The sequence below is a fragment of the Thermoflavimicrobium dichotomicum genome, assembly GCF_900114055.1.
In the GTDB taxonomy this organism is placed as follows: Bacteria; Bacillota; Bacilli; order Thermoactinomycetales; family Thermoactinomycetaceae; genus Thermoflavimicrobium; species Thermoflavimicrobium dichotomicum.
The window spans coordinates 11,952-38,348 of sequence record NZ_FORR01000016.1 but is presented as its reverse complement, the minus strand read 5'-3'; the positions used below and the strand labels follow the sequence as shown (position 1 = coordinate 38,348).

Sequence of the window (26,397 nt, the reverse complement as noted above, 5' to 3'; positions counted from 1 at the left end):
TCGGTTACCTCCTTTTATAAATATGAACGGTGCAAGTGCCACCGGCTCCGCCTAGGTTGTGAGTCAAACCTATCTCTGCGTTCTTTACTTGCCGCAGTCCCGCCTCGCCGCGTAACTGGCAGACGACTTCCACTCCCTGGCCCACTCCTGTTGATCCCACAGGGTGACCTTTTGCCTTTAGTCCCCCGCTGGGGTTAATCGGCAACTCGCCACCCAGGCGGGTTCGTCCCTCTAAGGCAGCAATTCCCCCTTCCCCCGGTTTAAAGAACCCCAGATCTTCGGTCGCCACAATTTCTGCAATTGTGAAACAGTCATGAAGTTCTGCAACATCCACGTCATCAGGTTTTATGTTAGCCATGGTGTAGGCTCTTTTGGCAGCGAGCCTTGTAGCCGGAAAAGACGTTAACAACTCATTGGCGAAAATCTCGAACCTGCCGGAAGCTTGCCCGGTGCCAACAATATCAACCACATCTTTACGGTGTGTTTCCGCAAGTTCCGGTGCGCATAAAACCATGGCGGAAGCGCCGTCGGAGATCAGGGAGCAGTCATACCGGCTGAGAGGCTCCGCTACCATATGTTGACAGGAAAGTACCTCTTCCAGGGTGATCTTTTTTTGCATATGAGCTTTCGGGTTCAACATGGCATGATTATGATTTTTTACCGCCACCGCCGCCAAATGTTCCCGAGTCGCTCCATACTGATGCATATATCGGCGAGCGACAAATGCAAAAACAGCAGGAAAAGTCAGTCCGTGTCCGACCTCAGCTTCCCAATTGCTTGCTTTGGCCAGAACACTCGTTACCCCGGAAGTATCCAAAGAAGTCATTTTTTCCGCACCTACAACTAGAACTCTCTTGTACAATCCGCTTTTTATGGCAAGGATTGCCTCACGAACAGCCAAGCTGCCTGATGCGCAAGCTCCTTCCACCCGTGTTGCGGGAACACCGTTTAATCCTATGGCCGACGCCGAATAAGCAGCCAAATGATTCTGGTTAATAAAGTTTTCACCGGCAAAGTTGCCCAAATAATAGGCATCTATATCCTCCGGGCCTATACCTGCATCTCGAAGTGCTTGGGAGGCGGCATCAATCACCAACTCAAGAAAGGAAGAATCAAGAACGCCGTAGCGTGTACTTCCAACACCGATCACCGAAGCAAGTGCCAATACTCTCACTCCTTGATATCTATGATTTTTATCGGAAGTACTTTATTACTTCGGGGGTTGAACAAACTCAATCACCACCCCGTCAAAAGATTCTCGTTCCGCAAATGCAACTGAGGAGTTGTGTGCGCCCGGACGCGGTGTCATATCTTTCAAAAGAATTCCGGAACTGGCTGCATGGTGAATCGCTCTGTTTATATCTTCTACCTCAATCGCGATATGGTGGAGCCCTCCGCCTGTTGCGCGAAGAAATTCAACGAGTTCCCCCTCGTCGCCCAATGGTTGCACCAATTCAATCTGCGTATCCCCGATGGGCACAAACACTACTTTTACGTTATACGATTCCACATATTCGATATTGGAAGGGGTTAACCCCAGTCCTTTTTGATAGGGCACAAGGGCTTTTTCGATATCATCCACGATTACGGCTATGTGATTGATTTTCTTAACCATGAATTTTTGCTCCTTCCTGATGCATTTTTCTCAAAATATGTTTCTGGATCTTGCCGACAGAGGTACGGGGCAGTTCCGTCACAAATTCGACATATTCCGGAACTTTAAACTTGGCCAATCTGGTTTGACAAAACGATATGATTTCATCCGGCGAAACTTGATGTCCTTCACGTAATACTACGTATGCCTTGATGCTTTCATCCCGTATCTCATCGGGAATTCCGATGACGGCACAGTCGAATACGCCCGGATGTTGAGTAATGACCTTTTCAATTTCATTGGCTGCCACATTTTCGCCGGCTCGTTTAATCATGTCCTTTTTTCGGTCTACGAAGAAAAAGTACCCTTCCTCATCCATCCGGACATTATCGCCGGTATATAACCAGCCCTCCTTCAGCGCCTCTTCGGTTGCTTGTTGATTGTTAAAATATCCTTTCATTAACGTTCTTCCGGGAACTCCTTTTACAATCAACTCTCCGACCTCTCCCTGCGGCACCTCATTGCCAAAATCGTCAACAACTTTCACTTCATACCCCAAAACCGGTTTTCCGATCCCCATGTTCTTGCGTACTCCATCGATCGGGTTCATCAAGGGTGTTCCAATTGTTTCGGTCATTCCATACAACTGCAACAGCTTTGTATTGTAATTCTTTTCAAATGTTTCAAGTTGTTCTTCCGTAACCGTTTGCGCAAACCAGACCACGCGCAGATTGTGATCCCGATCAGCCGGATCGTATTTTTGTCGCAAAATCATCCGAATGGGCGCGGCAAAGAGAGAACCGACAGTCGCTCCTAATCTCTTCGCCTGTTTAAAATACCGGGAAGCGCTAAAGCGCTCGGTCATTGCTATACTTGCTCCGACGGTCAGGGCGGACATGGTAGAATAATATTGCGCGTTTGCATGGAACAAGGGTAGTACGATGAATGGTCTGTCGTCAGGAGTTAAGCGAATGGATTTCGACATCACTTCTCCTGCATACAAGTAATTGGCATGGGTGATGAGTACGCCTTTGGGACGGGAAGTTGTTCCCGACGTATACATCATGGCAGCCACATCTTCGGAATGAAGCGGAACGAAGGGGACTTCTCCTTTAGATTGTTCTATGATTCGGTCCAAACTCTTGTCTTGATATTCGGTACCTTCATAACGGGCCAGCCAGATATCGCGAAGCGGCAGTTTATCCTTGATGTTATTAAACTTTTTCAGGTAGATTTCCTCAGTAATAAGCAGAATGGACTCCGAATGTCCCAATATATATTCCATCTCATCTTCGGTTGACAGGATATTGGTCGGGACCATAACCGCCCCAATATGTGCCAGCGCAAACCAAGAAATCATAAATTCCAGGCAATTGGGCAGATGAAGGGTAACTTTGTCCTCTTTTTTTACCCCAAATTCAAGAAGGGCCGCCGCAAGTCGATTCACCTTTTCTGAGAACTCCCGATATGTGAGAGTAAATCGTTGTTCCTTGTTATCTTCAAATACGAGAAAAGTTTTGTCCGGGTGAATCGTTACTTTTTCTGTCAAAAGATCGCGAAGTGTACGATTTCCAATAACGTCCATAAGAAAAACCTCCCAATAACTTTTTCGGGAGGTTATTAATGCAAATATGATGCCAATCATAGGCCGTGCTTTTTTTTCTTGCGGACCAAAGTGGTCAAATCGATGCCGAGAACCTCCGCACAACGCTTTAGCGGACGGTAATTCCTCAAATGCCAACTTAGAATTTCCTTTTCATGATCATTTAAAAGTTCCTTCAGCGTTTTTCCTTGGAATGAATGAGAGTCATATTCGCTATAAGTGGCCGAGGAAGTATGGTGACTGTTCCGAATATTTAGAGGCAGTTGTGGTTCATCAATCGTATCCTTATCCGATGTCAATATTAATCGCTCCACCATATTCTTCAGCTCGCGAACGTTGCCCGGCCATTCATATGCAAGCAACTTGTCGATTGCTGCGGGAGTTAAAACTTTGCTTGTCTGATATTTTTTGTTGAATTGGTTAAAAAAGTGCATCAAAAGAGCGACAACATCATCCTTGCGTTCCCTGAGGGGAGGAACCTTAATCGTTAACACGTTAATTCTGTAGAAGAGATCTTTTCGAAAGCGTTTTTCTTTTATTAAAGTCTCGAGATGAGCGTTGGTCGCCACGATGATACGAACATCAATCGGTATGGGTTTCGTTCCCCCCAGCCTTTGAATTTCCATATCCTGCAGTACACCCAGCAGTTTTACCTGCAAGGATAAAGGCATGTCGCCGATCTCATCAAGGAAAATAGTTCCTTTGTTTGCCACCTCAAACAAACCGGCTTTTCCCTTGCGGCCTGCGCCGGTAAATGCTCCCGCCTCGTAGCCGAACAATTCGGATTCTATCAGATGTTCAGGAATAGCTCCACAATTCACTTTAACGAAAGTTCCTTTTTTATGGCGTCCACTGATATAGTGTATATATTTGGCCAACACATCTTTTCCGACCCCTGATTCTCCAAGAATAAGAATCGGCGTATCGGTAGCCGCAATTTTGTTCGCCAAAGAAATAATTCTCTCCATCGCATGACTCCGGTAAATCATTTGTCCACCTTCGAGTTCCGCAGACTGGACCTCTTGCAGCGTTTGTCGATATCCTTCGTTTAACGCTCTGGTCTCATCCAGTTGTCGTTTTAGTTCATTCAATTCCGTCAGATCCCTTACATTTGCAATTACACGCAACAAATTGCCCGCATCGTCAAAAACCGGAGTTGCACTTACCAAACCTTCAGAACCATTAAAATAATTGATGACACTGGTCACTGTTTCTCTTTTTTGAATGGCTTCAGCAACCACTGAATTGGGAAGCCAATTATTTTCCAATAATTGGAAAACAGTGTGATTGTCTAATTGGGCGGGGGTCAATCCAGAGATTCGCAAAAACGCCTTGTTATACCATGTCGTAAGTCCGTTTCCATCCGTAATGTAAATCCCATCATATGAACTATCGATTAAGTGCCTTAGTAAAAGTTCAGACTCATAAAGTCGCTTGGAAAGTTCAATCATACGATCACCTTAATATTTAATATTTGGTGTAATATGTGCATTATCGCATATTTCAAGCAAAAATGCATATGTAAAATTGCATATTTCTTCACACATGAAAGCCATGACCCACTAACTGAAGAGGAATCATGGCTTTCGCTTTGATTTTGTACTTTTACAGGTGAATCGGCATCAGGAACATAGCAATGCTGGTAATGATGATATAAACCAGCAGCAACATGGTACAGAATCCGGCAATTTGACCGAATTTTGTCTTGGTGATATCCAACAGGGCGATTGCCCAGAACGGCTGAATCAGGTGAGACATCATATCTCCCCAACTGTAAGCGAGAGTTGTACTTGCGGGACTGATTCCCAGCTCTTTGGCCGCCTTTAACAAATAGGGGGCCTCAATAATCCATTTGGAACCGCCAGATGGAACAAAGTAACCCAATATACCGGAATACCAATATACAATGGGCAGGAACGTTTGTGGCGTTGAAATGGATGTAAAAAACGTGGTCAATACATGTCCTAAATCCGTATAGGAGATCAGCCCGAAAATACCTCCGTACAGAGGGAATTGCACAAGAATTCCCCATGCTCCTTGCACGCCTTTTTTACACCCTTCCAAAAACACAATGGGTCTCCAGGTTAGGAAGAGGGCCAAAGTCAAGAATAACAGGTTATAAGTGTCAATACTCCAACCTGCAATTCCTTTCGACGTAAAAATGTTAATGAGAAAATACAGGCTGGCAACTCCTAAAATAATGTTCCAACCTGGCCACCAAGCCATTCGGTCGGCAGGGCTGAGATTGGCGGGACGTTGAAAATCGTTTTCTTTGGTAATAGAATCCAATACGCTTTGATCCATCTTGACCTGAGATTTTTTCGGCGTTAACAACGTCAAAATCAATGCGGTGGTGACGATGGTGACAAGGACCAAGAGGATATTAAATTGTGAGAAGATCGTTCGCGTTACTGGAATTAGATCAGTTAAAATGTTATCCTTGAGCAGGAAATTCTCCGGGGTTGCCACAAGCAAGGTGGCAGATCCGGAAAGTCCTGCATGCCAGAGGGTTGCGATTCCGACATAAGCGGCAGCCACTAATAAGCGCATATCTGATTTCGGATTGTGTTTGGCAACAAACGGAACAAAGATGGCTGACACCACAACGGTCAGAGCCCAGTTAATATAACCGGTTAAGAGAGAAACGACGGCAACCAGTAAGGTAGCTTGCCAGGGTTTATCCGGATCGGGGCGGGAACCCAACCAGTTTAATGCCTTTTTGGTTGCAGGGGCGGTGGCACAGACATACGCTACAATGATTGCAAAACTAAATTGGGCCATAAGTGGCAGCAAAACCCAAAGTCCTTTCCCCCAAACTTGAGCCGCTTTAACAGGGGAAGCGTTTCCAAATGAGATGGTCATAAGAAATACGATAATGGAAAGGATGACAGCAATGATCCAAGCGTCAGGAACCCATTTTTGAGTCCATTCACTGGTTGATAGCGCAAAATTACGAAACCGGTCAAGAATTCCGTTCGTTTTGTCGTTTTCGGATGAGGGATGTTGGCTTGAATTTTCATGCAAATTGATTTGTGACATGTTCTGACCTCCCTAGTTGAATAGTTGAATACTTTTTTAAATTGATATATGGCAATTATTGAATTAGTAAGTAACCCCCCTTTTTTTCTCTTTAAAGTAATTAGTAAGCAAGTTCCATGCCAATACATAGCAATCAAATACGAAAAAATGTCGAAATTGTGGTTTTCGCTGAAAAAATAGATCCATCGCTTCTTCGAATGATAATCTGCTGCCAAAGTTCTAACTGCCTCCTGTGCAGGTCGGTACAATGATTTGTTATGATGAGAATAGCAACCGAGCGAAAATTAAGTGAATAAAACAAGAGAGCCATTAAGGCTCTTTTTTTCATTTCTTTGCAAATTGACCCCAAATTCGACGCTCGCTCCCTCTACTCTTCTTAAGATCGCCACTGGTAACAGCTACGCTGGTATTACTCCATCTACCCCTAGGATGGAAATATTTTATTTTATTGAATTATTTTTATATTATTATAATTTATAATTAGATAGGTATGAAGAGTAAACCACTGAAAAGTGAGGGAGAAATTTATGTTGAAAAATAAAGCTCTAGCTCCTCTTTTATCGTTGTGTTTAACCGTTGTTTTTTTCTTTTCTTTTCATGGTAGTGTATTTGCTGCCTCCGAAGGTTGTTATCTCAATCCTGAAGAGACTTTTTGCAAAACTTATACTGTTAAAGTTAATACAACTGGTCATTTTGTTGATATTACATTTTATAATTACTACGGTTACGATACAAAAGTTCAGGTAAGAGACTGGAAAAATGGGAAAATCATATACACTCGATACTCTACTTCAGCGGACGATGATTTTAACGTACTTTTATACAAAGTGTATAGTGAATACCAAGTCATACTAACCTGTCTTGCCAGTGCATCCTGTTACGCTTATGGAAGAATTGATAATAAATAATAAAGCCATTGTACAATGAAACCTTTTCCGTAACCACGGATAAGGGTCTTTTTTTTCTTAGTTCAGAAAAACCAAGTAATTGACACTCTACACAGCTGAAACCATGGGATTCTTGAGTCGTTAGCGTCCATAGTCCGTTTCTGTTTTAGTGGACGCCCAGTACATGTCCATAGTGGAAAAAGGCTACCCTTTTCTTAAAACATGAGAGGATAGACCTTCATGTTGTTGAGTAACAATATCAAAGGGATGAAAAAGAGGTTCTGTTTTCTATATAGCGGAGGAATAAATACCTTACGGAGTAACTGAGATGGTACAGAAGTCGTCACGGAGGAAGGAACCCATCCCGAAGCGCTGGAATAACGCATCCATATTTTAAGGATTCCAAGATAGCTTTTTCTTTGAATTTATCAATTCTAGATGATCATGATCAATGTGGCGATAAAAGCCTAGTATTTGAAGTTCATAAAAGATATTATCACACGATTTTTAAAATTAAAAGGGCTGTTGGCTAGGACAGGCTCCTTTCGATGCCCTTCCCCCCCTATTAATAGTCTTTACACAAAAAACCGCTTAAAAGCAAGCGGCTATGAGGTCGGTTGTTCTTCTGGTTTATCGAAGAAGCGTTCATGTGTTCTGTTTTTCCAAAACTTCCGATAGTACACATACTGCCCGATCAAAAGAACCGTAAACGAAATGGGATAAGCCAGCCATACTCCATATAATCCCAGCGTACGGGACAGGATATAAGCAGCGGGTAATTCCACGAGCAATACACCCAAAATCACTAACAGCGTCGGCCAAAATACCGTTCCACTCGAACGCATCAGCCCCGATATTATGATCACATTGCCAAGCAAAATAAATGACCACAATGTAATATACAGCGATTTTTGTGCAATATCGACCGTCATTGGATCCGTTAAAAACATCGATAAGATCGGTCGGCTAAATATGTATGCCAATCCGGTTAAAACAATCCCAATCGCATAATTCAATATGACTGTTGCTTTTACCAGCTCATCCAACCGATCCTGTCGATTGGCCCCGATGAGCTGCGCACCGAAAATACCGATGGCAATCCCTAAACTCATCGCCGGTATCTGAACATAGTTAATCACTTGGGTAATTGCCCCATAAGCAGCAGTAGCCTGCGCACCAAAATGATTCACAAACGTGACGATGGCTATTTCAGATAACGAAACGACGATCATCTGGATACTCGTGGGCAAGCCGATTTTTATCATGAGTCGTAAAATCTGGGGGTCAAGCCTCAGCTTTTTGATTGTCTCTCTGTCCAATGCCAACGGATGCTTGATTTTAAGCAGATATCCCACTAAAAGAAGAAAAGAAATGAAACTGGCAACGATTTGTGCCAAAGCTGCTCCTTCCAATCCCATTGCTGGTACTCCCCAGCCAAACAAAAACATCGGGGTAAACAGAATCGTTAACCCGGTACTGATAACAAGGAAATAGAATGGCGTCTTCGAATCACCGCTTCCACGCAAAAAAGTGGTATAGATCACATAGAGGAATAACACAGGGAGTCCTGCAAATAGCACATGCATATATTTAGATGCATCCGCTTTTATTTCTGCTGGAGTTTTGATTAATGCAAGCAATGAGTCAGAAAAAAGAATGCCTGCGGATGCTGACAAAATTCCCAACAAAAAACTGAAAGTAAGTGAAGTCCCTACGGTTGACTTCATGCGTTCCAGTTTTTTACTGCCAAATGCCTGGCCAATTAAGATCGAACTGGCACTCCCTAAACCTATGACAAAAGAAACCAGAAAAAAAGTAATCGGAAATACCGCACTCGCTGCAGCCAAGGCATTTTCCCCTATTTTCAGTCCAATCAAGACCGAACTGACAGTTCCCCCCAAAGACTGCAATACATTGCTGAAAACAAGTGGAATAAAAAAGAGGATTAACGATTGCCACATCGGTTTTGAAAAATCGATGGAAAACTTGTCCTTCTTCTGCTCAGGCTGATCTTTCTTCTCTTGAAGCACCTGACTTTCCTGCGACAAAATAGTCCTCCCCTTTTGTCTAATTTTTATCGTATTTTAAATATGTCCGCACACACTATTTTATCTGTTTAAGTCTTAAATTACGACTTAAATTGTATTAACATTTCTTAAATGAATATTTCCAAAATCATCGGCAAAATCACGACTGGGAACCGGACAGTTCCAGATGTTTCGCCAAAATCGCACGTACCCGCCGAACTTCTTCCTGTCCAATCGTCCAGTAAAAAATGCCATGACGTGTAATGGGGATGGTGTGAAAAGATAAACTCTTGATCTCTTGATTGGTAATCGCTCTATATTGTTGTTGCAAAGTGAATACTTTCCAGGGGGAAAGATCTGTTCGCACATGCGTCCCGACCTGCTCCATCACATCATCCAGTCTGGTCAAGGAGCTGAACTGGGTTCCTTTATGAATGATAGCGCGGATCATTTCTTGCTGTCTTTTGTTTCGGCCAGTATCTCCTTCCGGATCTTCTTTGCGCATTTGTACAAACGCAAGAGCCTGTTTGCCATTTACATGCATTTTTCCTTTATGAAAAGTGGACCCATGATATGAAAAATCAAAAGGAACTTCAACTTCCACTCCTCCAAGTGCATCGACAATACTTTTAAGACCTTGCATATTGACTTTCACATAACCATCAATCGGCAAGTCCAAAAACTGTTCGACCGTTTTTTTGGTCAAATCCACACCGCCAAATGCATAACTGTGATTGATCTTATCATGATGATAGCCTGGTATATAAACAAGCGTATCACGGGGAATGTTTGTCATATAAATATCTTCCTGCTTTGGATTTAAAGTCATATAAATAATGGTATCCGCTCTTCCTACATCCCCCGGCCGCTGGTCAATGCCCAACAGCAAAATAGAAATGGGATCTTTGGAAAAATTGACTTCTTGCGAACGCTTGTCTGATTTGGCCTGTTTAGGCGGATCATAGGCTTGATTGGCCGTCCTGTAAAAAACATATCCATAGTAAATAATGATCACTAATAAGATCGCAAGTAACACACCCAATACACGGAAGGCCTTTTTACGGGCTGAACTTGGCTTAGCCATCGATATTCCCTACTCCCTACATCAGATTGTTAATTTATGGTTACGATGTAACAAGTACTTGTACCTTTATTTTTTTACAAATAGCTTGTCTCCATCCTACATACATGATCAAAAGAGGATGATTATTTTTGTAAGGGATCCTGTAAAGAAATTCAGGAATAGAGATTCTCCTAATCGATATTACCTATGATTTTCATTCCGATAAGGCATTGGAATATACTGTACGGTAGGCCTGCGCGTTGGAGATTGTGGATATAATTCCATCAACTGATATACTTCCTCTGGTAAACCAAATCTGACTGGCAAACCAAAGTCTCTCAATTGTTCTCCCGTAATCGGATAATCATGTGTCCAACGCCCTTCTGCCAAAATCCGGGCCAGCTGATCCGCTCTCTCTTCATCCATCTTGGAAACAAGCACTTCTTTTACAAACGCCCGTACTTGATGAATGGCTTTTTGTGCGATGTCTGCTAAAATCAATGTCTCATCACTAATTTCTTCACTGTCTTTGATTTTCAATACTTGTAAAATCGAAGCTGCTGGATACCGTCCCAATTGTGGATCCACCGGACCCAAAACAGCATTTTCGTCCAAAACGATTTCATCCGCTGCCAGACTGATCATCGTCCCTCCCGACATGGCATAGTGAGGAATAAAGACAGTTACTTTGGAAGGATGCTTTTTGAGCGCTTCTGCAATCTGTTCAGCAGCCAACACCAAACCTCCAGGCGTATGTAAAATAAGGTCAATCGGCATATTATCAGGTGTCAGGCGAATCGCACGTAAAATTTGTTCGGAATCTTCTATATTAATAAAATTACGAAAAGGAATGCCAAAAAAGCTGAGTGTCTCCTGACGATGAATCATGGTGATAACCCTTGAACCCCGACTTTGCTCCAGGGAACGAATCGTCCGATAACGATCCTGATTTACTTTCCATTGTTTAAGAAAGGGTAAAAAACCATATAAAATAAACAACAACAAAAGAATATCCATCATAAGACCAATTCCTCCAAAGAAAATAAAGTGCGTCGCCGTATAGTTTGTGCATGTGAAGTCATTTATAAACCACAAGTGCAGTGTCAATGGAAATGAAAAAACAGTCTGTTCTGGAAGAAAAAAGAGGCATTCCTAAGTGAACCTTGGAATCCTTCTTATATTTTTGTTTGTATTACAAACTTGTTTATAATTTTCGGCTTTTTGTCAGATAATCATATTTTTGTACACCTTTGATTCTCGGTTTTCCTAAAAAAGCTTCTGATATAGTGAAAGGATCCTCGCCTATCGCAAAATATAAAACCCCTGACTCTTCGTAAAGCACCAGGGGTTTTCCATCAAGCTCAGATTTTCAATTTCTCCTTCAGAAATCGGCCGGTATAAGACGCTTCGATCCGGGCAATTTCCTCTGGGGTTCCTTCGGCCACAACAGTCCCTCCCTTGTCGCCTCCTTCGGGACCGATATCGATCACCCAATCCGAATGGCTGATCAGATCCAGGTTATGTTCCACAAGAATGACAGTATTTCCGGCATCGACCAGTTTGTTTAAAAGAACGAGCAGCTGCCTTACATCCCTTGGGTGCAGCCCTGTTGTCGGTTCATCCAGCAAATACAGCGTATGATTTTTCGTTTTTTTGCTTAACTCTTTGGCCAACTTGGTCCGTTGGGCTTCGCCGCCAGACAACGTATTGACGGATTGTCCCCACTTCAAGTAGCCAAGTCCCACTTCACAGAGCAGCTTCGCCGTCTCGGTTATTTTCTCCTGGTCCTCAAGAACGGACAGGCTCTCTTGAATGGTCATATCCAATAAGTCGGAAATGGTATGGCCTTTGTACGTAACACGGAGAATATTTTCTTAAAAAACGTCTGCCGCGGCAAGCCGGGCAACGCACTTCAACCTCCGGGAGAAAATGCATGTGAATCGGTACAACGCCGAGTCCCTGACAGTTTTCGCACCTGCCTCCAGGCGTATTGAAAGAGAAATGTTTAGCCGTTAACTTACTGCGTTTTGCTTCGGGCAAACCGGCAAACCAATTTCTCAAGTGTGTATACACTTCGGTATACGTGGCAATGTTGGATCTCTTCATGCGCGAAAGGGGTGACTGGTCGACGGTGACCAGCTGTCCAACCGCATCCCATCCGGTGATCCTTTCGCAGCCGATGGGCTGTCCCTTTTCCTGATAAGAAGCGGCAAGCACATCGAACAGGAGCGTGGATTTCCCCGAACCTGAAACACCAGTCACAGAAATAAGGCAGCCGAGAGGAAACGAAATGGTAATGTTTTTCAAATTTCGCGCATGCGCATTTCGGATCGTCAGAAAATTACCATTTCCTTTCCTTCGTTTGAACTCTTCCATACGATGGCTTTCTTCCCTGAAATAAGCTCCGGTTACTGAATCGGGGTTATTCAGCAAATCCTCCAATCGCCCCTGGCCAACCACATTTCCTCCAAGGCTGCCAGCACTTGGCCCCATGTCAATGATGCGATCAGCCGCCCGCATCACCTCTTCGTCATGTTCAATCACCAGCACGGTGTTCCCCAAATCTCTCAATTGATTCAACATTCGAATTAATCCTCTTGTATCTCTCGGATGAAGTCCAGCCGTCGGCTCGTCCAAAATATAGAGCACACCGGTCAGTCCCGAACCCAGTATCGTTGCCAGCCTCAGCCTTTGAGCCTCTCCACCGGACAGCGTGACCACCTGCCGGTGAAGCGACATATAACCAAGTCCTACATCAATGAGCCGTTTCGTTCTAACTGCACAATCGTGCAGGAGCGGTTCGACAATGAGCAGTTGCTCTGAAGTCAGCTTTTCCTGCAACCTGTCCTGCAACGAATTCATCCAGGCCAGCGCATCCGCGATCGACCAGGAAGAAACCTCGACAATGGAAGCCCCTTCGACGGTAACGAGAAGGCTTTCCTTCTTTAATCTTGCTCCCTGGCAATCGGGGCACAATTGCTTGTGAAACAACTTTGATTCGCCGGGTTCGCCGCCCTTCTCCCTGTATCTTCTCCATATTCCCGTTATCACGCCTTCAAACTTCCCTTTTCCCACCGTTTTCGGCGGCTTTACGTTCGGGAAATGCCTCTTGAATTCTTCACTCTCCACTCCAAAAAGGAGCAAGTCGCGTTGAACCTCATTGTATTCCTTTATAGGCAGATGTTCGTCAAAAGAAAAACCGTAATGCTTGGCCGCAGCCTTCAGGATATTCGTATGATAGTCAATAAGAAGATCGTGCCAGATCAATACACCGCCGCCGCGCAAACTCCGATTCCCATCAATTACGGCGTCCATGTTCAAGGTGGCGATTTGGCCCAGCCCGCTGCAAGTAGCACAAGCGCCTTCCGGTTTGTTGAACGAAAAATGTGTCATCGTCAATTTCTCAAGGGGATGGCCGCAATTTGGGCAATGGACCATCCCGTGTGCATGATAGGATTCTTCTTCATCCAAAATTCCGTTCTGAGGAACTTCTCCTTCAAAGGAAGGTTCGATCGTCGTCCCGCAGGATGGACAAGGACGCTCTCCAATTTTGGCAAACAGGATTCTGAGATAAGTATAGATATCTGTCACGGTACCGACGGTCGACCTCGGATTGCGGTTCGTAATATGCTGTCCTACACTGATGGACGGGCAGAGTCCGTGAATGGCGTCAACCTTTGGTTTGCTGGCCTGATAGGTAACCATCCCCAATGATTCCATAAACTGACGCTGGGATTCCCGTTGCAGTGTATCCAGCGCTAGGGTGGATTTCCCGGAACCTGAGGGTCCGGTGATGACAACAAGCTTATACTTGGGAATTTCCAGCGAAATATTTTTCAGGTTGTTTTCCCGAGCACCTTTAATCTTGATATTGCCCTGCAAACTCATTCCTCCTTGCGTTGTATTCAAGCTGGCAAATTCATTCTACAACATTCATGCAAGTGCTAAAGTTATATTCCATTTTCCTTATATTCTTTTGAAAAACTTTGTCTAGCAGCTTTAAACTTCAGTTATAATGTTTATGGAGGGGAAGCCATGAACATAAGACCGATTGACATTGCCAGAAAACTGAATATCAGCACAAGTGCCCTGAGACGTTATGAAAAGTGGGGAATTGTTCCTCCTGCAGAGCGCGCAGCAAATGGCTATCGGATGTATACCGAAGAACACGTGGCATATTTTGAATGCTTCCGGGCCATGCTCCCTGGTTTTGGCATGAAAATCACAAAGGAAGTTTTGCGAAAAGTGCAAAGGAAAGAGGTGGAAGACGCGCTCTGGATCGTTAACCAGGAGCAGGCACGTCTCCACCAGGATAAAACGATGGCGGAGAAAACCGTTCGGATCTTGGAAAACGAGGAACTTGACAAGTTCGAACTGGGAGGGAATAGAAAATGGATGACGATTGGGGAGGTTTCCGCTTTCACAGGTGCTTCAAGTTCGGCCATCCGGCATTGGGAAAAGGAAGGGCTGATTTCGTTGCCTCGGGACCAGGAAAACGGCTATCGTAAGTTCAATCGCACTCAAATCCGGCAAATTCAGATGATCCGTATATTACGATCGGCCAATTATCCACTCGAAGTCATCAGGCAGGTTTTGAAAGAGTTCGGCCACAACCAGATTGAAGTCGCAAGGAGATTTGCCCGGGATTCTCTCGACAAACTGAATTACATCAACCGCAATCAAGTACGGGGTATATACTACTTATACCGGTTATGCAGTTTATTGAAATTACTTTGACCTTGCACTGAGGCTATGTCTTGGAGAAGTACATGGCTTAAGGGATGGATCAATATAGCTATTTTTTCGGTTCCTTTCTACTTTTGGGTCTTTGCAGGTATGGGAACGAATTGCAATCCCTTGTCTGTTCGGATCACCAATGCTGTTCCATCATGATTTTTCTTCATTTCATAGACCCTGCGAACATCCAGTTTCATGCTGCGGATAAACTCCCCTGTTTCCGCGTCCAGAAATACAAGCAAGCCCTTCGTAGAAACACAAACCACTTCCTCCCCCACAAACAAAGCTTCCAATAAATATCCAAAGAGATAATTCCCTCGCTCCTCTGCCTCTTCATCCACCATTTGCTGTGCCTCAATGGACACCCGCCATTTGATCTTCTCTTTTTGTGTAGATATGACGAATACATTACCCATCCATCCGGGTGGAACATCCAGATCAATGCCACAACAACAAACTCCCCATTGGTTATCTGCACTGAAATCAACTTTGGAAATATGCATGAGATAATCTCTGGTATCACACACTTCCTGGGGATAACATACCTTCCTGCCCCCTTTCGAAAAAGGAAGGGCATAAATCGTAATCCAATCCACTTCATACTCATAACTGGTGGTATAACCCAAATAATGGGAGTTTGGCGAGATGCTAAGCAGTTTATACTCCTCTTGAACTTCATCAAACTTTTCCCACTCTCTGGTTTGCAAATCATAGATTACATCGCCAAAAACAAGCCAGCGTCCATTGGGGGTTAGCACTCCCTCCCCCCTCTTTTCCAAAACCTCTTCGATGTGCAGATCATCATACCGTCGCAATTGAATACCATCGAGATGAGGTCCCTGGACAATCACAATCTCTCCATCTCCTGAAATATCCACTTTCAGACGATACTGATCGGTATATACCACACTCTCTAACTGCAAAAATGCTTCCAAATCAACTTCCTCCACATAGCCATGTTGGAGTGCCCACAGAAATTCGTCTTTCCTTAAATGTGAGGCGTCATATCACCACTTGGCTATACCACCATACCCATATGCCGAAACCAGCTCATGTTTATAAGGATGGAGCACAAAACTGTAAGGTTTTGAAACATTCGTATCCATCAAAGGAGAATCAAAACTTTCCAATTCCCTTGCTTTCTCTGCACAATACAGGTACAAGGAATTTCTCCGATCGGCCATATGCTGCGGACGTTTTCCATCATGGCTACGGATGAGTAAGGAAGCTCCGTGATTCAACAATAAATCCACCATTTCCCAATGATCCCCAAATACAGCCCAATGCAAGGGAGTTTGTCCTCTGTGATCCTGGATATTCGGATCACCCCCTGCATCCAGTAACTGCTTCACAATGGAAGGTTTCCCTTTCCAATCTTTTACCGATGTCGAATTCATAAATAGTGCAGCCTTATCAATATCGCTTTCCATGATCGCCCAGTGAAGAGGGGTTTCCCCTTTATGATTGGGCAAATTGGGATCGGCTCCATGTTCCAGCAACAACTGCACCATCTCTTCACGGACACTCCTTCTTTGAACGGCATAATGCAAAGCAGAATTCCCCTCTTCATCCTGAGCATGGATATTGGTCCCATGCTCAAGCAGTAGCTGTACCACATCCAACCGTTTTTCATCTACTTGCTTCATCAGTGGAGTCTGCCCCCAAAATGCTCTTTCTTCCATATTTGCCCCTTCAAGCAGAAACCGTTCGGCCTCCTCCCGGTTTCCAGCACCATGTAAAACCGTATTCCATCTTTTCTCTGCTGCCTTTGTCGCCATATCTTCAATCGTCCAAAGTGAGCCGGGAAAGTAAAAATATGATTTTTCCAACGTGACCTCTTTTTCCAATAAAAACGCAACGACCTCTTCCCGTAATTTTCGCGCGGCTGTAGCAATAGGTGGAAGTCCCTCCATATTTTTCGCTTCCAGATCAGCTCCATATTGCACCAGTAACCCCGCCACCCGACGATCTCTTGCATAATGAAGTGGTGTATTCTGCTCATCATCGCGCAAATGAACCTGAGTAGGATCTTCCTCCAAAAGTTTCTTCAGCTCTTCCCATTCTCCCCATTCACATAGTGTAAAAATATCTGCCTTCATTCGCTTCTACCTCCCAACACTGATCCAATTGGCTTCAATAGATATGGAATCCATCTTTTTGCGCATTTAATCAGAATACTTTTCCGTTTAGCCCAACACCAAAGGCGGTGGTAGCCGTCGTATATCTTAATATGAATTTAAATTGAAATAAAGACAAAAAAATGTAAAACATTTTATGTTCTTAATAGTATACAATTATGCTTAGATTTTCGTATAAAGGGGAATTTATATGCTCAAAAAATGTCTATTATTGTTAAGTATTGCTTTAATTGTCATTCTTGCAAGCGGATGTGGGCTTATCGGTATTGTTAAAGGTGACAAGCAAAACGAACAAAAGTTACAACAAGATCAAAATATGAATAACAGTAATAACAGTCAAGATTCAAATGCTCCGACCAATGATACTAACAACCAGGATGATACGAACAAAGGCGATGACGCTAATCCGAATCCTGGTTCTGACGAAAGCGACCAAAATTCGGGTGCTTACAAAAAGGGGGACATTAACAAAGGCGGAGACGTGAACCCGAATTTTGGTTCTGACGACCAGAATTCCGGTTCTTACAAAAAAGGGGACATTAACAAAGGCGGAGACGTGAACCCGAATTTTGGTTCTTACTGACCAGGAAACCGGAAGTGAGTTAAAAATCATATCCATATAAAAAGGTTCACACTATGATAGTGGGAACCTTTTTATGTGGTTGCCTCATGACCTTTTTGAGCAAGCCATTTTTCTTGGGGTGAAATCATGTCCTCTGCTTATTATCAATACCTGATCCTGCTTCCCTCTGAATCTCCCTTCTGCTTGAACGAGATGCAGGAGAAAATACAGAAAAGGCTGGAACAGCTGGGCGAACCATTTTCTTTGGCATCCAAAAACCATCAATTAACTTTAACTATTGGCCAGTGGAATTTTTATATTTATCTCAATCATGACCCGTATGTGCAAATCGAATCTGCTGAAATAGCAAAGAGATGTCATAGTGAAAGAGCCGCACAAATTCGAGGGATCAAACAGCGACTGGAAACAGTAGGTGATCCTGATTTCAATATGGATTACTTTCATACGGTTTTATTTATCCTGGAAATCCTGGAACAAGACTATCATGCCCATATTTTTGACCCAATGGAAGGAACATTTATAAACTGAAACCATCAATCAAAAAGGAGCCTTCTCCACCAGGGAGTCAGCTCCTTATCCTTTTATTTCTATCCCTTCACCACAACTCATTTCCGTCTGGATCTACATCGATAATTCCTCCGAAAACTTCTTCGTCAATGTCTTCTTCGAATATTATAAGTATTTTGTTGCGATTCTTATGAACGAATTTCGATGGACAGAATTGATCCTTCATCTGGAATGTAAACAGGTATTCTGTATGGAGAGATATCAGGCTTGAATTTTGTTTTGTTTGTGTTGCAAACTTGTTTAAAATAATTTAAACATAGATCAACGAACATTAGGACCTTCGACAGTGATCTCAAGTCATTTTTCCATTTACAGGAGATATGGCCCGAAATGCTCCCTCTATCCAAAAAAAGCAACGAGCCTGAGTCCGTGAGACCAAGTCGTTGCCCTTTGTTTATTCCAAAATGGATTCAATGATACCCTCCGCCATTCCTGGTTTCTGAGCGTTTTCTCCCCGAAACCCCTTGACTTTTCGTGATCCATAAACCTCTGGAACGGGCAAAATCATGGGGGGTTTATGGAAAATCGGGAACATCTGGCCCAATCATTTACTTTTTTATTATAACATTCGCAACCCCATCTGTCAAAAAACATCATTTTTTGTGTCTATTCTTCCAATTTACCCCTGTAAATTTTCTGGATTAACTGGAATTGATTGATATAAAAAGTAATAATTGTATCCGATTTTCCACGAACCTCTTCACTAAATCCCTCTTTCTATTGCCACTCATCCTAACTTTTGATAGATTCAAAACAACCATTCTAACCAGGAGGATCAACCCATGCGAATTCGAGTACAGTATCAGATTCCCCATCCTGTCCCTCTCCCTTACTCGCTCAATTACGCATTGATGAGCTATCTTTACCGGGCCATCCGCTCCGTCAACCCGGACCTGGCCGATTGGTTGCATCATGAGGGGATTCGTTACCAAAACCGTTCATATAAACCATTTGTCTTCTCCTCTTTGCAGTTTCGCAAGCAAAAAAATACCCAGTCCCATCGGATCGTGGAAGGAGATGCCTTCTGGTACGTGGATTCGATCCGTCCGGATGTGATTCGTACGATTTATGAAGGAATTCGGGTATTGGGAGCCCTTCAGATCCTTCATCATGTCTTTCCTCTACTGTCGGTCCAGCTCCTGCCTCAGCCGGACTATCAACAGGTGATGAATTACCAGACACTCAGCCCGATCGTGGTCCCCATCCAGCGGCGGGATCAGCTGGTCTTTTGTCATCCTTTGGAAAGTGACTTCTATGACCAAATCCGCACATCTCTCCGGCGGTGGGCTGTCATGAAGTGGGAGGACCCCTCATTTGAAGAGGCTCCCATCCATATCCGTCTCCTGGACCCCGCTTCTTTTGATCTGAAACAAGCCTCGGTCTTGACCAAAGTAAAAGAAAAAAATCTGAAAGGGTATCAGTTTCCCTTTCAGATTGAGGCATCTCCCCGTATTCAGGAAGTTGCGATGGAAGCGGGACTGGGCAGCTATTCGAGCCAGGGATTTGGGATGGTTGCTGTTCAGCCCAGCACGGACCGGAGCTCATCAAACCGGTGATCTTCGGTAAACCGGCCATACCCGCTCGATGTCTTGGCTCCCGCTCCGCTCCATTCAAGCGCTTGTTTCAGCCAATTGGACACTTTTTTCACATCTTCTTTATAACCGGCATAGGCGGAACGGGGGAGGATCGGAAACACAAAGGTAACCCCCGCCGCCACACACAAGAAAGGATTGGGTTTGGGATTTCCCGAATCAACCGGCGTGTACAGATAGGGGCGGCGATAGTAATCCTGATAATGAACCGTAATAATCTCTTTTTCCAGCTTGACAGGCTGGACGGGAACAGCATCCAAAAAGAGGATATGTCCCACTTCACGCAGATCCGGATCATCCGGGCCAAAAATTCGGTCCAGCTCTTTTTTACTCACTTGCTCCTCCATCCACTGCTCCGTCCATGCCCGAACCATTCCCTTTACTGAAGAACCTGCCAAATAGGGGACGGAGAGAGTATGATGCCAGCTCATCCCATTTTCCACCGGGTGGGGACGTCCTATTCCGGTGACAAAACGGCTGATCGTCCTCATAAAGAGCATATTTCCACGGTATTGTTTCACTAAAGAGAGATATCTTTCCCTGACCAGCTCATCCAGCTGCTGCTGATCTCCAACGATCTTTCCGGCCACTTTATCCGTCCAGTAAGCTTTTTGCTTGTTCCAGGTCTTCTCCCAGTCACCCTGTTTATAAACCAATTCCCATGTATCACAGAACTTGTCATACCACAGCCCAATATTGGCCTGCTCCGGACAGGTTCGCAACGAATGATTCCGCTGATTATATAAAGGCAAAAAAGAGTTGGTACTCATCCGCGATCCTCCTCTCTTTCTTTTAAGTAAGTGGAGGTCAATTGTTTGTGCCAGGCCAGCCAGGCCAATGCTTCGGCAGTAGCGAGCCGGTACTGTTCCCGCGTTCCTTCGGTCAGTGCCATCAGCAGGTCGTTCGCCCCGCGATAGGGAGCAGTCGGACGATCTCCTGTCAGCCAGTCCTCTATATCCTCATAGAGATATTTGTATACTTCGGCATCCTTATTTTTACTGCTGCTAACGATTCTCGCCAAGGCTTGCCCCAACCCGTTCATCAAAATCTCCAATGCGAATTTTTCCGTATAGCTGGCATAATTATTTTGCTTCGTCTTCATCAATTTCGTATGTTTTAAGACGCACTGTAAGGAATGGTTCGCCCGCTCCATTTCGAAACGTGGTTCACTCACTTGGGATCCTCCTTTGCCCAAAATTGTGTTGCAAACCATCCCAACCCCGTTGTTTCATTCCCGCCAATTTTGAGATAGGGGCGTTCCCCGACAAACGCAAAAAAGTCTTTGCACACTGTTGAGTTCGTCAAACGTGGCATCAAAAGAACATACATCAAAGTATCCGGTGGCAGGTTTTCTTCTTGCCATAAGCTTTCGCTTGTTTTCTTCTTATTCAAACGGTTTTTGGTCTGGATCGGCAGAGTAAACTTCGCAAAATATTGAAACTCATCATCCGAAATCACGACCAGCTGTTTACTTACTCTTTTCCGAACGGATGGGTGTTTGATCAATGGCCGAATCCATGCTCCCACCTCATCGATTTCCGGCCGTTGGATCAGCTCATAGGTAAACTCCTCCAGATAAATCTGATTCCTAGCCGCTTGATTCGGAGAAATCCATTTGGCTTTCAAATCGGAGGAAACCCAGGCATGACTCGGCTTGATCACCCATTCCTCATCACCCAAATGGAAATCTTTCTCCTCAATCATCTCTAAATCCCGTTGAAATCGTTCGATCAGATACGGGCAAGTCACCCAATAATAATGTCCATTGAGTGATCGGACCGGGAGCAGCAGAAGTCTCGCATCGCTAAATCCCATCTCTCCCGCACGGGTTTTTTCCCCAAACACTTGGTTTATTTTCTCCTCTCCAAACTCTTCCAAAACCGCTTTTTCCCGAAACGCTCCCTTCACCGCTGAGCCGGGGATGTATGGATACTCCGTCCACGATTCCCGGGCAACAGGCAAATCCAGAATTCCCTGTTGCTTTCCCTGACCCGGATGAATTGATGTTTCGGCGAAAAGTCCCATGATTCGCCCATTCATTCTGCTTCCTCCCCTTCTTTCCATGTTCCGATAACCACTTGTCCCATGCCAAATGCATTGTTTTCTCCCACCCACTTGCCATGCAACCGCTCAATCTTTTCTTTCTCCTGCATCGATGCTTCAAAAAACCACGTACAACCCGGAGGCAATAAGGGGATCACTTCCCGCGGTCCTTTCTCTTTCAGATCCCATCCACCCACTCTCCATATCTTCCCAATACTCGCCGCGATACAGGTACCTGGAGCCGATGGTGGACCATAGTGAATCACATCGGGTAACTTATCTGCCTTCCATCGTCCCGGCGTTAGCAAAGAGAGAGTATAGCGAAGTTTTCCGTCAGGAGCAGGCTGTAAGTTGGGAACCTCTGGTAACCGGAAAGAGTCTGACCTGATCCGGACATCGGCAAAACGCCCTTCTCCCCCAAGGGGAAGCGCCAATTTTTCCTTGATTTCCCAATCCGCCGGAATCCCTTTGACCTCGACTTGCAGGGTAACCCCTTTGTTTAAGCGAATATGTACGCTGGTATATAAATGCCCACCTTTCACTCTTTTCTCGTATATATCCCCTCGCATAATTCCATGTTTCTGCTCTTTTCGCCATAAATCGGAGGAGCGCCGGAGTTGGGAAAAATCAGGTATTTCCCCCCGTAACACACTTGCCAGTGCCTCCATCGTTCCCCACAGTTCGAGTAGTTTCCCGCCCGCGACTCTCTCCGCCGGTTCAAGAAGACGCAGGGGGTGATTGATCTTCTGATTGAGATCGGTATAAGAAGGAGGACCGGGAACGAGTGGTTGAATCTGCCATATTTCTTTTTTCGTCTTCCGATCTTCCATGATCTTTCCAAACAGGGTAAGCGGAAGCGGAACCAATGTTTTCCCATGCTCAGCGAGAAAGGGCCCTTTCATCTGAAGCAGTCCCAAGTGATGTTCATCCCCTAATTCAGGCGGAAAAGGGGTCTGTTCAGAGTGCGGACTCCAGCCACGCTGCGCCGCGAGGCTCGTACGAATCGCGCCTTGCAATGGATTCATCAAGGGAGGAAACATGCTCTCCGGCTGGACCATGTCGATTTCTCCCGCTTCAAAAGGCGTACTGTTACGAAAAAACAACAAGGTATCCAGCGGACGAAATTCCCATAGATGTGTCAAGACAGCTCGCCCCCTTGTTCCCGAATAAACTTGATCAACTGCGCTCCATCCGAGGAATACTCTCCCGCAGCCAAATGCACTTTTCCCTGTTCATCCCGATACGACTGATAACAAATATTCAACATCGATTCGGCCAACTGCATCCGGGTAACCAGATCCCACTTTCCCCGCCGAATGCGATTCAATTCCTCCGCTACGACTTTTTTCATCAGCTCTTTTCGTTTGAGCAAATCTTCCGGATAAAACGGGAACCGTTCCAAATTCCTGAATTTATTCAAAAAACTATTGGTAAAGATTTCTTTTAATGGCAATTCCTGATCATTCACAGTTGCTTGCGGTTGTAACATAAACAACAACTCTTCGACAGCCGATTTGCCCAGCTGATCATCCCTCTCCCATGGGGCGGACCAAACGATCTCCGCACCCGCGCGCTTCCATACGCCAATCGCCAGGCTATCTCTTCCGCACGCTTCCTTGGCGATCTCATCCAGGAGATGCCGCCCAAATTGCAGCACACTTTGCAGGGGAGACTGGCAATGTGCAAATACAATGCCCGTGGAACTGGTCGCTTTGTTGCCCAGATGCTGTTCAAACGCCTGAACATACGCATCATGTAACCGTTTGGCACATTGAACTGCCTGCTCCATCGGCAACATGGCCATGGCATCATCCCCACCCGCATAAATCACGACGCCGAGATGTTCTTTGACAATGCTGTGGATTTGTTTAGAAAAGGAATCTAATGCCCGGCTTACCCGACTACTCTCTTCCGACTGCAACAAGGCTCCCAAGCGATCCCCATCCATGATGAGCAAGGCAAAGTAAGGTGCCGGCTTCGCCTTTACTTTTTCGCATAAATGGTTATACGCTTTCTTGATCGATTCCCGCTTTGAACTTTTGAATGCTCCTTTCTCAAGAAACGTATCCAGGGCATACTCAAGGTGAAATTTCCCGTCCAGCTTCGTTAATTTTTGAGCCGTTGGCGTGAATGCACGAACATCATCAAAATGGTGGGAAAGCTCTACATCCTTCCTGTTATATGAAGTGACGGTCTGGACATACTTTTCTACCGCTTGGGCAGATTCCTGTCCATTTTTTCCTTGCAAAGATCGATTGACTGCCTGAAGCCAGGGAACCGCGGCAATGGATAACACGGAGGGAAGTTGTTTGGCTACTTCGGGAAACTCCCACCCAATCGATTCTTCTGCTACATAGGGAAAAAAGCGCTTTACCAGAGCAATGGCACAGAGCCGCTCTTTCTCTGTCAGATCATCGGGATTTACAGATTGATCCAATGTTTCCCAAAACCGTTTTTGTTCTTCCGTTCCATCATCATATCCCGAGATCTCTTGCCACTCGCTCATCAGTGTGCATTTCGCCCCTTTTTCAATCGGGGAGATATGGTTTCGCCAATTTTTACGGCGATCTAAAATATCGTCCCGGTCAGAGACTCCCCAAGCGATCTCCCAAAATCCGTTTACCTGCCGATCCCAGATTTCCTTTACTTCAGGCCGTTTCCATCGCTCCCGTTCTTCAAATGACTCCACGGAGCCGACACGGTTTTGTAAATATTTCCAGACCGCCTCGGTAATCTGATTCCATCGTTTTTTTACTGCTTCCGTTACTTTGACCGGAATATCCCGTTCTGAACATTTGGGAATCGCTGCTTTAAAGCGATTGGGAAGAGTTCCCATCCAAAGGGCCGACTGACCTGTACGCTTCCCTTGAATCGCTAAAATGAGTTCATGAGAGACTTCGTCTGAATGCTTTGATACATAGATCGTGGGAAAGATGATTCGTCCTCCCAACTGGATCACTGCATCCATCGCCACACCTGTCAAATAGGAGAGAAGAAAGGAGCTGACCAGCAAATCGCGTGTCTGACGTGACTGAGCCACAAAGCTTTGCACAGGTCCGATCGTCCAATGCAATGAAGAAAAGTTCATGTCAACTCTCCTTTCAGGAAAGAAGATTTCCCCAGAATGGCTTGAAACTCTTTCCAGCATTGATGTGCATTCAGGTGGATCGCCTTTTGTTCTGTCTTCTTTTCATACCTGTGATATCGGTCCAGTTCGCGCGGATAAGGTGCAGATAAAAAGGAATATTGCAAAATATACTTGCCCGTTTGCAGCTGAACGATCCGTAACCATATAGGCGAAGCCACTTTATAGGCAAAGTAAGGAGCAGGTTGTCGGGATGAATTCTCCTTCACCTGTCCAGGCTTAGGAGGTTGGATGGTAACCGGCCCCTTCACAACAGGCAGGCCAAATGCATACTGTCCGTCACCCTTTTTTCCCTTTTTGAACAGGCTATAGGCATACTCCCAGGCAGAAAGTTCATCCGGAAATTCCGTTTCCGACACATAGACGGCAGAATCCTTCGTAAGCAGGGTGTATCCCCACTCGGACGGCGGAAGATCAAGAAATGGATACCAACGACTGATCGTCCGTATCGCTGTGTTCCACTTTTTCACATAATCTTGGGGAGAATTTGCCTTTTGGGGGAGGGGTAAATCGGATAACCAAGAGGCAGCCGGGCAATGGGCCGATGGAGTCCATTCTTCAATTTCCAAACTCCCAAATCCCCGACGGGATTGACTTCCCAATCCTCCAACATAAACCATCAACCATAAGCTGGCCAGGGTGGCTTTCCAGCATTCCTCGATCCTGGCTTTCTCTTTGGAGGTTCAATCGCAAAAATTATAAGTGGACAGCCTCAAAAATTATGAGTGGACGTCTAACTAGCGAACTAGACGAGAGATTAGGCACGCTTTTGCGTGTAGGGACTTGCGTCCCTAATATCTCTATAAGAGATTAGCTTATACACACATTCTTTATCTCGCAGGAGGAGACAGGAAAAGAACCCCGGGCCCCAGCGCCTGGCCCCTGCCTATCTTGTCCGCGAGGTCGACCGCGATCACCAGGGCTTAGGGAGAATACGTCCGCGATTGGTAAGCTGGCGGCAGGAGTCGACAGACATTCGCCCGCGGTGCCTGGCAAGAGGAATCAAAGGGAATCGGCCGCCTGGCGTCTCTGAGGTGTAAAAATCCCTGGAGTGCTACGGGTCCCTCCCTGCTCTTTCCGCGGCTGAGAGAGGCGTATATTAGGTAGTTTGTAGCAAGCCCTTTGCGATTATTTGGCGATTGTAAATAACTAGCTTCCAAATTTGTCCAATGACACAAATGAAAAGTAACCTCAAAGGTGACACAAAAATGGCCCAAATTATTTTTTTGACACAAAAGTAGCTCCAATTCTTTAGAAAATAGGGGGTACTCTTGTTTTATTTTGCAAAGTCAGAATAGTTTAGGCTTATTGTGGATTTTGATATGATTGACATAGACTAATTCTTATACTGCCTACTATTCCAGCTTGGGAAGGAAGAA

The 26,397-nt window shown here is 44.9% G+C and carries 21 protein-coding genes and 1 pseudogene; 5 read left to right on the top strand and 17 right to left on the bottom strand.

Annotated elements, in window-relative coordinates:
* Nucleotides 1-4: 4 nt before the first annotated feature.
* The 5 genes from BMZ78_RS13945 to BMZ78_RS13925 all read right to left on the bottom strand — a co-directional run bounded on the left by BMZ78_RS13945 (nt 5) and on the right by BMZ78_RS13925 (nt 6,236).
* The gene (locus BMZ78_RS13945) at nt 5-1,165 is read right to left on the bottom strand and encodes a thiolase domain-containing protein (protein WP_093231052.1); all 1,161 of its coding nucleotides are present in this window, start codon (nt 1,163-1,165) and stop codon (nt 5-7) included.
* 45 nt (nt 1,166-1,210) lie between these two features.
* Complete coding sequence (locus tag BMZ78_RS13940) at nt 1,211-1,615, bottom strand: VOC family protein (protein ID WP_093231051.1); 405 nt, start codon at nt 1,613-1,615, stop codon at nt 1,211-1,213.
* Nucleotides 1,608-3,179 (bottom strand): AMP-binding protein, encoded by a 1,572-nt coding sequence (locus BMZ78_RS13935; RefSeq protein WP_093231050.1) that lies wholly within the window; start codon nt 3,177-3,179, stop codon nt 1,608-1,610. Before BMZ78_RS13935 ends, BMZ78_RS13940 begins: the two co-directional genes overlap by 8 nt.
* Nucleotides 3,180-3,235: 56 nt before the next feature.
* Nucleotides 3,236-4,648 (bottom strand): sigma-54 interaction domain-containing protein, encoded by a 1,413-nt coding sequence (locus BMZ78_RS13930; RefSeq protein WP_093231049.1) that lies wholly within the window; start codon nt 4,646-4,648, stop codon nt 3,236-3,238.
* A gap of 154 nt (nt 4,649-4,802) precedes the next feature.
* Nucleotides 4,803-6,236: a TIGR00366 family protein gene (locus BMZ78_RS13925; RefSeq protein WP_093231048.1), complete on the bottom strand. Its 1,434-nt coding sequence runs from the start codon at nt 6,234-6,236 to the stop codon at nt 4,803-4,805.
* Between the two features lie 527 nt (nt 6,237-6,763).
* Here BMZ78_RS13925 and BMZ78_RS13920 point away from each other — a divergent pair.
* A complete protein-coding gene (locus BMZ78_RS13920) occupies nt 6,764-7,144 on the top strand; it encodes a hypothetical protein (protein ID WP_093231047.1) in 381 nt (126 codons plus the stop codon).
* A gap of 584 nt (nt 7,145-7,728) precedes the next feature.
* Here the strand turns inward: BMZ78_RS13920 and BMZ78_RS13915 are convergent.
* The 4 genes and pseudogenes from BMZ78_RS13915 to uvrA form a co-directional block, all read right to left on the bottom strand.
* Nucleotides 7,729-9,171 (bottom strand): MATE family efflux transporter, encoded by a 1,443-nt coding sequence (locus BMZ78_RS13915; RefSeq protein ID WP_341849643.1) that lies wholly within the window; start codon nt 9,169-9,171, stop codon nt 7,729-7,731.
* 139 nt (nt 9,172-9,310) lie between these two features.
* Nucleotides 9,311-10,234: an LCP family glycopolymer transferase gene (locus BMZ78_RS13910; RefSeq protein ID WP_093231046.1), complete on the bottom strand. Its 924-nt coding sequence runs from the start codon at nt 10,232-10,234 to the stop codon at nt 9,311-9,313.
* Between the two features lie 180 nt (nt 10,235-10,414).
* The gene (locus tag BMZ78_RS13905; protein WP_217645013.1) at nt 10,415-11,233 is read right to left on the bottom strand and encodes an SDH family Clp fold serine proteinase; all 819 of its coding nucleotides are present in this window, start codon (nt 11,231-11,233) and stop codon (nt 10,415-10,417) included.
* 341 nt (nt 11,234-11,574) lie between these two features.
* A pseudogene (uvrA, locus tag BMZ78_RS13900) lies at nt 11,575-14,095 on the bottom strand (excinuclease ABC subunit UvrA).
* Between the two features lie 153 nt (nt 14,096-14,248).
* On the opposite strand from uvrA, the gene BMZ78_RS13895 reads away from it, so the two are divergent.
* Nucleotides 14,249-14,950, top strand: a complete 702-nt coding sequence (locus tag BMZ78_RS13895) for a MerR family transcriptional regulator (protein WP_093231045.1) — start codon at nt 14,249-14,251, stop codon at nt 14,948-14,950.
* 77 nt (nt 14,951-15,027) lie between these two features.
* Here the strand turns inward: BMZ78_RS13895 and BMZ78_RS13890 are convergent, their stop codons facing one another.
* Together BMZ78_RS13890 and BMZ78_RS13885 are read right to left on the bottom strand one after the other, a co-directional pair.
* Nucleotides 15,028-15,885: a hypothetical protein gene (locus BMZ78_RS13890; RefSeq protein WP_093231044.1), complete on the bottom strand. Its 858-nt coding sequence runs from the start codon at nt 15,883-15,885 to the stop codon at nt 15,028-15,030.
* A gap of 72 nt (nt 15,886-15,957) precedes the next feature.
* Nucleotides 15,958-17,049, bottom strand: a complete 1,092-nt coding sequence (locus BMZ78_RS13885; RefSeq protein WP_093231043.1) for an ankyrin repeat domain-containing protein — start codon at nt 17,047-17,049, stop codon at nt 15,958-15,960.
* Nucleotides 17,050-17,278: 229 nt separating this feature from the next.
* Here BMZ78_RS13885 and BMZ78_RS13880 point away from each other — a divergent pair, with 229 nt between their 5' ends.
* From BMZ78_RS13880 to cas6, 3 genes are all read left to right on the top strand, one after another.
* A complete protein-coding gene (locus BMZ78_RS13880; protein ID WP_093231042.1) occupies nt 17,279-17,671 on the top strand; it encodes a hypothetical protein in 393 nt (130 codons plus the stop codon).
* A gap of 126 nt (nt 17,672-17,797) precedes the next feature.
* Nucleotides 17,798-18,199, top strand: coding sequence for a nucleotidyl cyclase domain-containing protein (locus BMZ78_RS13875; protein ID WP_093231041.1), 402 nt, complete (start codon nt 17,798-17,800; stop codon nt 18,197-18,199).
* 821 nt (nt 18,200-19,020) lie between these two features.
* Complete coding sequence (cas6, locus tag BMZ78_RS13870; protein ID WP_093231040.1) at nt 19,021-19,794, top strand: CRISPR-associated endoribonuclease Cas6; 774 nt, start codon at nt 19,021-19,023, stop codon at nt 19,792-19,794.
* On the opposite strand, the gene cmr6 is transcribed toward cas6, so the two are convergent.
* From cmr6 to BMZ78_RS13840, 6 genes are read right to left on the bottom strand one after another with little or no spacing between them, the layout of a single operon-like run.
* Nucleotides 19,758-20,600 (bottom strand): type III-B CRISPR module RAMP protein Cmr6, encoded by an 843-nt coding sequence (cmr6, locus tag BMZ78_RS13865; RefSeq protein WP_093231039.1) that lies wholly within the window; start codon nt 20,598-20,600, stop codon nt 19,758-19,760. The genes cas6 and cmr6 overlap by 37 nt on opposite strands.
* Nucleotides 20,597-21,004 (bottom strand): type III-B CRISPR module-associated protein Cmr5, encoded by a 408-nt coding sequence (cmr5, locus tag BMZ78_RS13860; protein ID WP_175482491.1) that lies wholly within the window; start codon nt 21,002-21,004, stop codon nt 20,597-20,599. Before cmr5 ends, cmr6 begins: the two co-directional genes overlap by 4 nt.
* Entirely contained in the window at nt 21,001-21,870 is an 870-nt protein-coding gene (gene cmr4 / locus BMZ78_RS13855; RefSeq protein ID WP_175482490.1) for a type III-B CRISPR module RAMP protein Cmr4, read from the bottom strand. Before cmr4 ends, cmr5 begins: the two co-directional genes overlap by 4 nt.
* On the bottom strand, nt 21,867-23,015 hold the full coding sequence (locus BMZ78_RS13850) for a type III-B CRISPR module-associated Cmr3 family protein (RefSeq protein ID WP_093231036.1): 1,149 nt from the start codon (nt 23,013-23,015) through the stop codon (nt 21,867-21,869). Before BMZ78_RS13850 ends, cmr4 begins: the two co-directional genes overlap by 4 nt.
* On the bottom strand, nt 23,012-24,961 hold the full coding sequence (gene cas10, locus BMZ78_RS13845) for a type III-B CRISPR-associated protein Cas10/Cmr2 (protein WP_175482489.1): 1,950 nt from the start codon (nt 24,959-24,961) through the stop codon (nt 23,012-23,014). Before cas10 ends, BMZ78_RS13850 begins: the two co-directional genes overlap by 4 nt.
* Nucleotides 24,958-25,620 (bottom strand): hypothetical protein, encoded by a 663-nt coding sequence (locus BMZ78_RS13840; RefSeq protein WP_139203333.1) that lies wholly within the window; start codon nt 25,618-25,620, stop codon nt 24,958-24,960. Before BMZ78_RS13840 ends, cas10 begins: the two co-directional genes overlap by 4 nt.
* Nucleotides 25,621-26,397: the final 777 nt, after the last annotated feature.

Coding starts and splice junctions, on each gene's coding strand:
- BMZ78_RS13940 (WP_093231051.1), bottom strand. CDS start 1,615: ATGGTTAAGAAAATCAATCACATAGCCGTAATCGTGGATGATATCGAA.
- BMZ78_RS13935 (WP_093231050.1), bottom strand. CDS start 3,179: ATGGACGTTATTGGAAATCGTACACTTCGCGATCTTTTGACAGAAAAA.
- BMZ78_RS13930 (WP_093231049.1), bottom strand. CDS start 4,648: ATGATTGAACTTTCCAAGCGACTTTATGAGTCTGAACTTTTACTAAGG.
- BMZ78_RS13925 (WP_093231048.1), bottom strand. CDS start 6,236: ATGTCACAAATCAATTTGCATGAAAATTCAAGCCAACATCCCTCATCC.
- BMZ78_RS13920 (WP_093231047.1), top strand. CDS start 6,764: ATGTTGAAAAATAAAGCTCTAGCTCCTCTTTTATCGTTGTGTTTAACC.
- BMZ78_RS13910 (WP_093231046.1), bottom strand. CDS start 10,234: ATGGCTAAGCCAAGTTCAGCCCGTAAAAAGGCCTTCCGTGTATTGGGT.
- BMZ78_RS13905 (WP_217645013.1), bottom strand. CDS start 11,233: ATGATGGATATTCTTTTGTTGTTGTTTATTTTATATGGTTTTTTACCC.
- BMZ78_RS13895 (WP_093231045.1), top strand. CDS start 14,249: ATGAACATAAGACCGATTGACATTGCCAGAAAACTGAATATCAGCACA.
- BMZ78_RS13885 (WP_093231043.1), bottom strand. CDS start 17,049: ATGAAGGCAGATATTTTTACACTATGTGAATGGGGAGAATGGGAAGAG.
- BMZ78_RS13880 (WP_093231042.1), top strand. CDS start 17,279: ATGCTCAAAAAATGTCTATTATTGTTAAGTATTGCTTTAATTGTCATT.
- BMZ78_RS13875 (WP_093231041.1), top strand. CDS start 17,798: ATGTCCTCTGCTTATTATCAATACCTGATCCTGCTTCCCTCTGAATCT.
- cas6 (WP_093231040.1), top strand. CDS start 19,021: ATGCGAATTCGAGTACAGTATCAGATTCCCCATCCTGTCCCTCTCCCT.
- cmr6 (WP_093231039.1), bottom strand. CDS start 20,600: ATGAGTACCAACTCTTTTTTGCCTTTATATAATCAGCGGAATCATTCG.
- cmr4 (WP_175482490.1), bottom strand. CDS start 21,870: ATGAATGGGCGAATCATGGGACTTTTCGCCGAAACATCAATTCATCCG.
- cas10 (WP_175482489.1), bottom strand. CDS start 24,961: ATGAACTTTTCTTCATTGCATTGGACGATCGGACCTGTGCAAAGCTTT.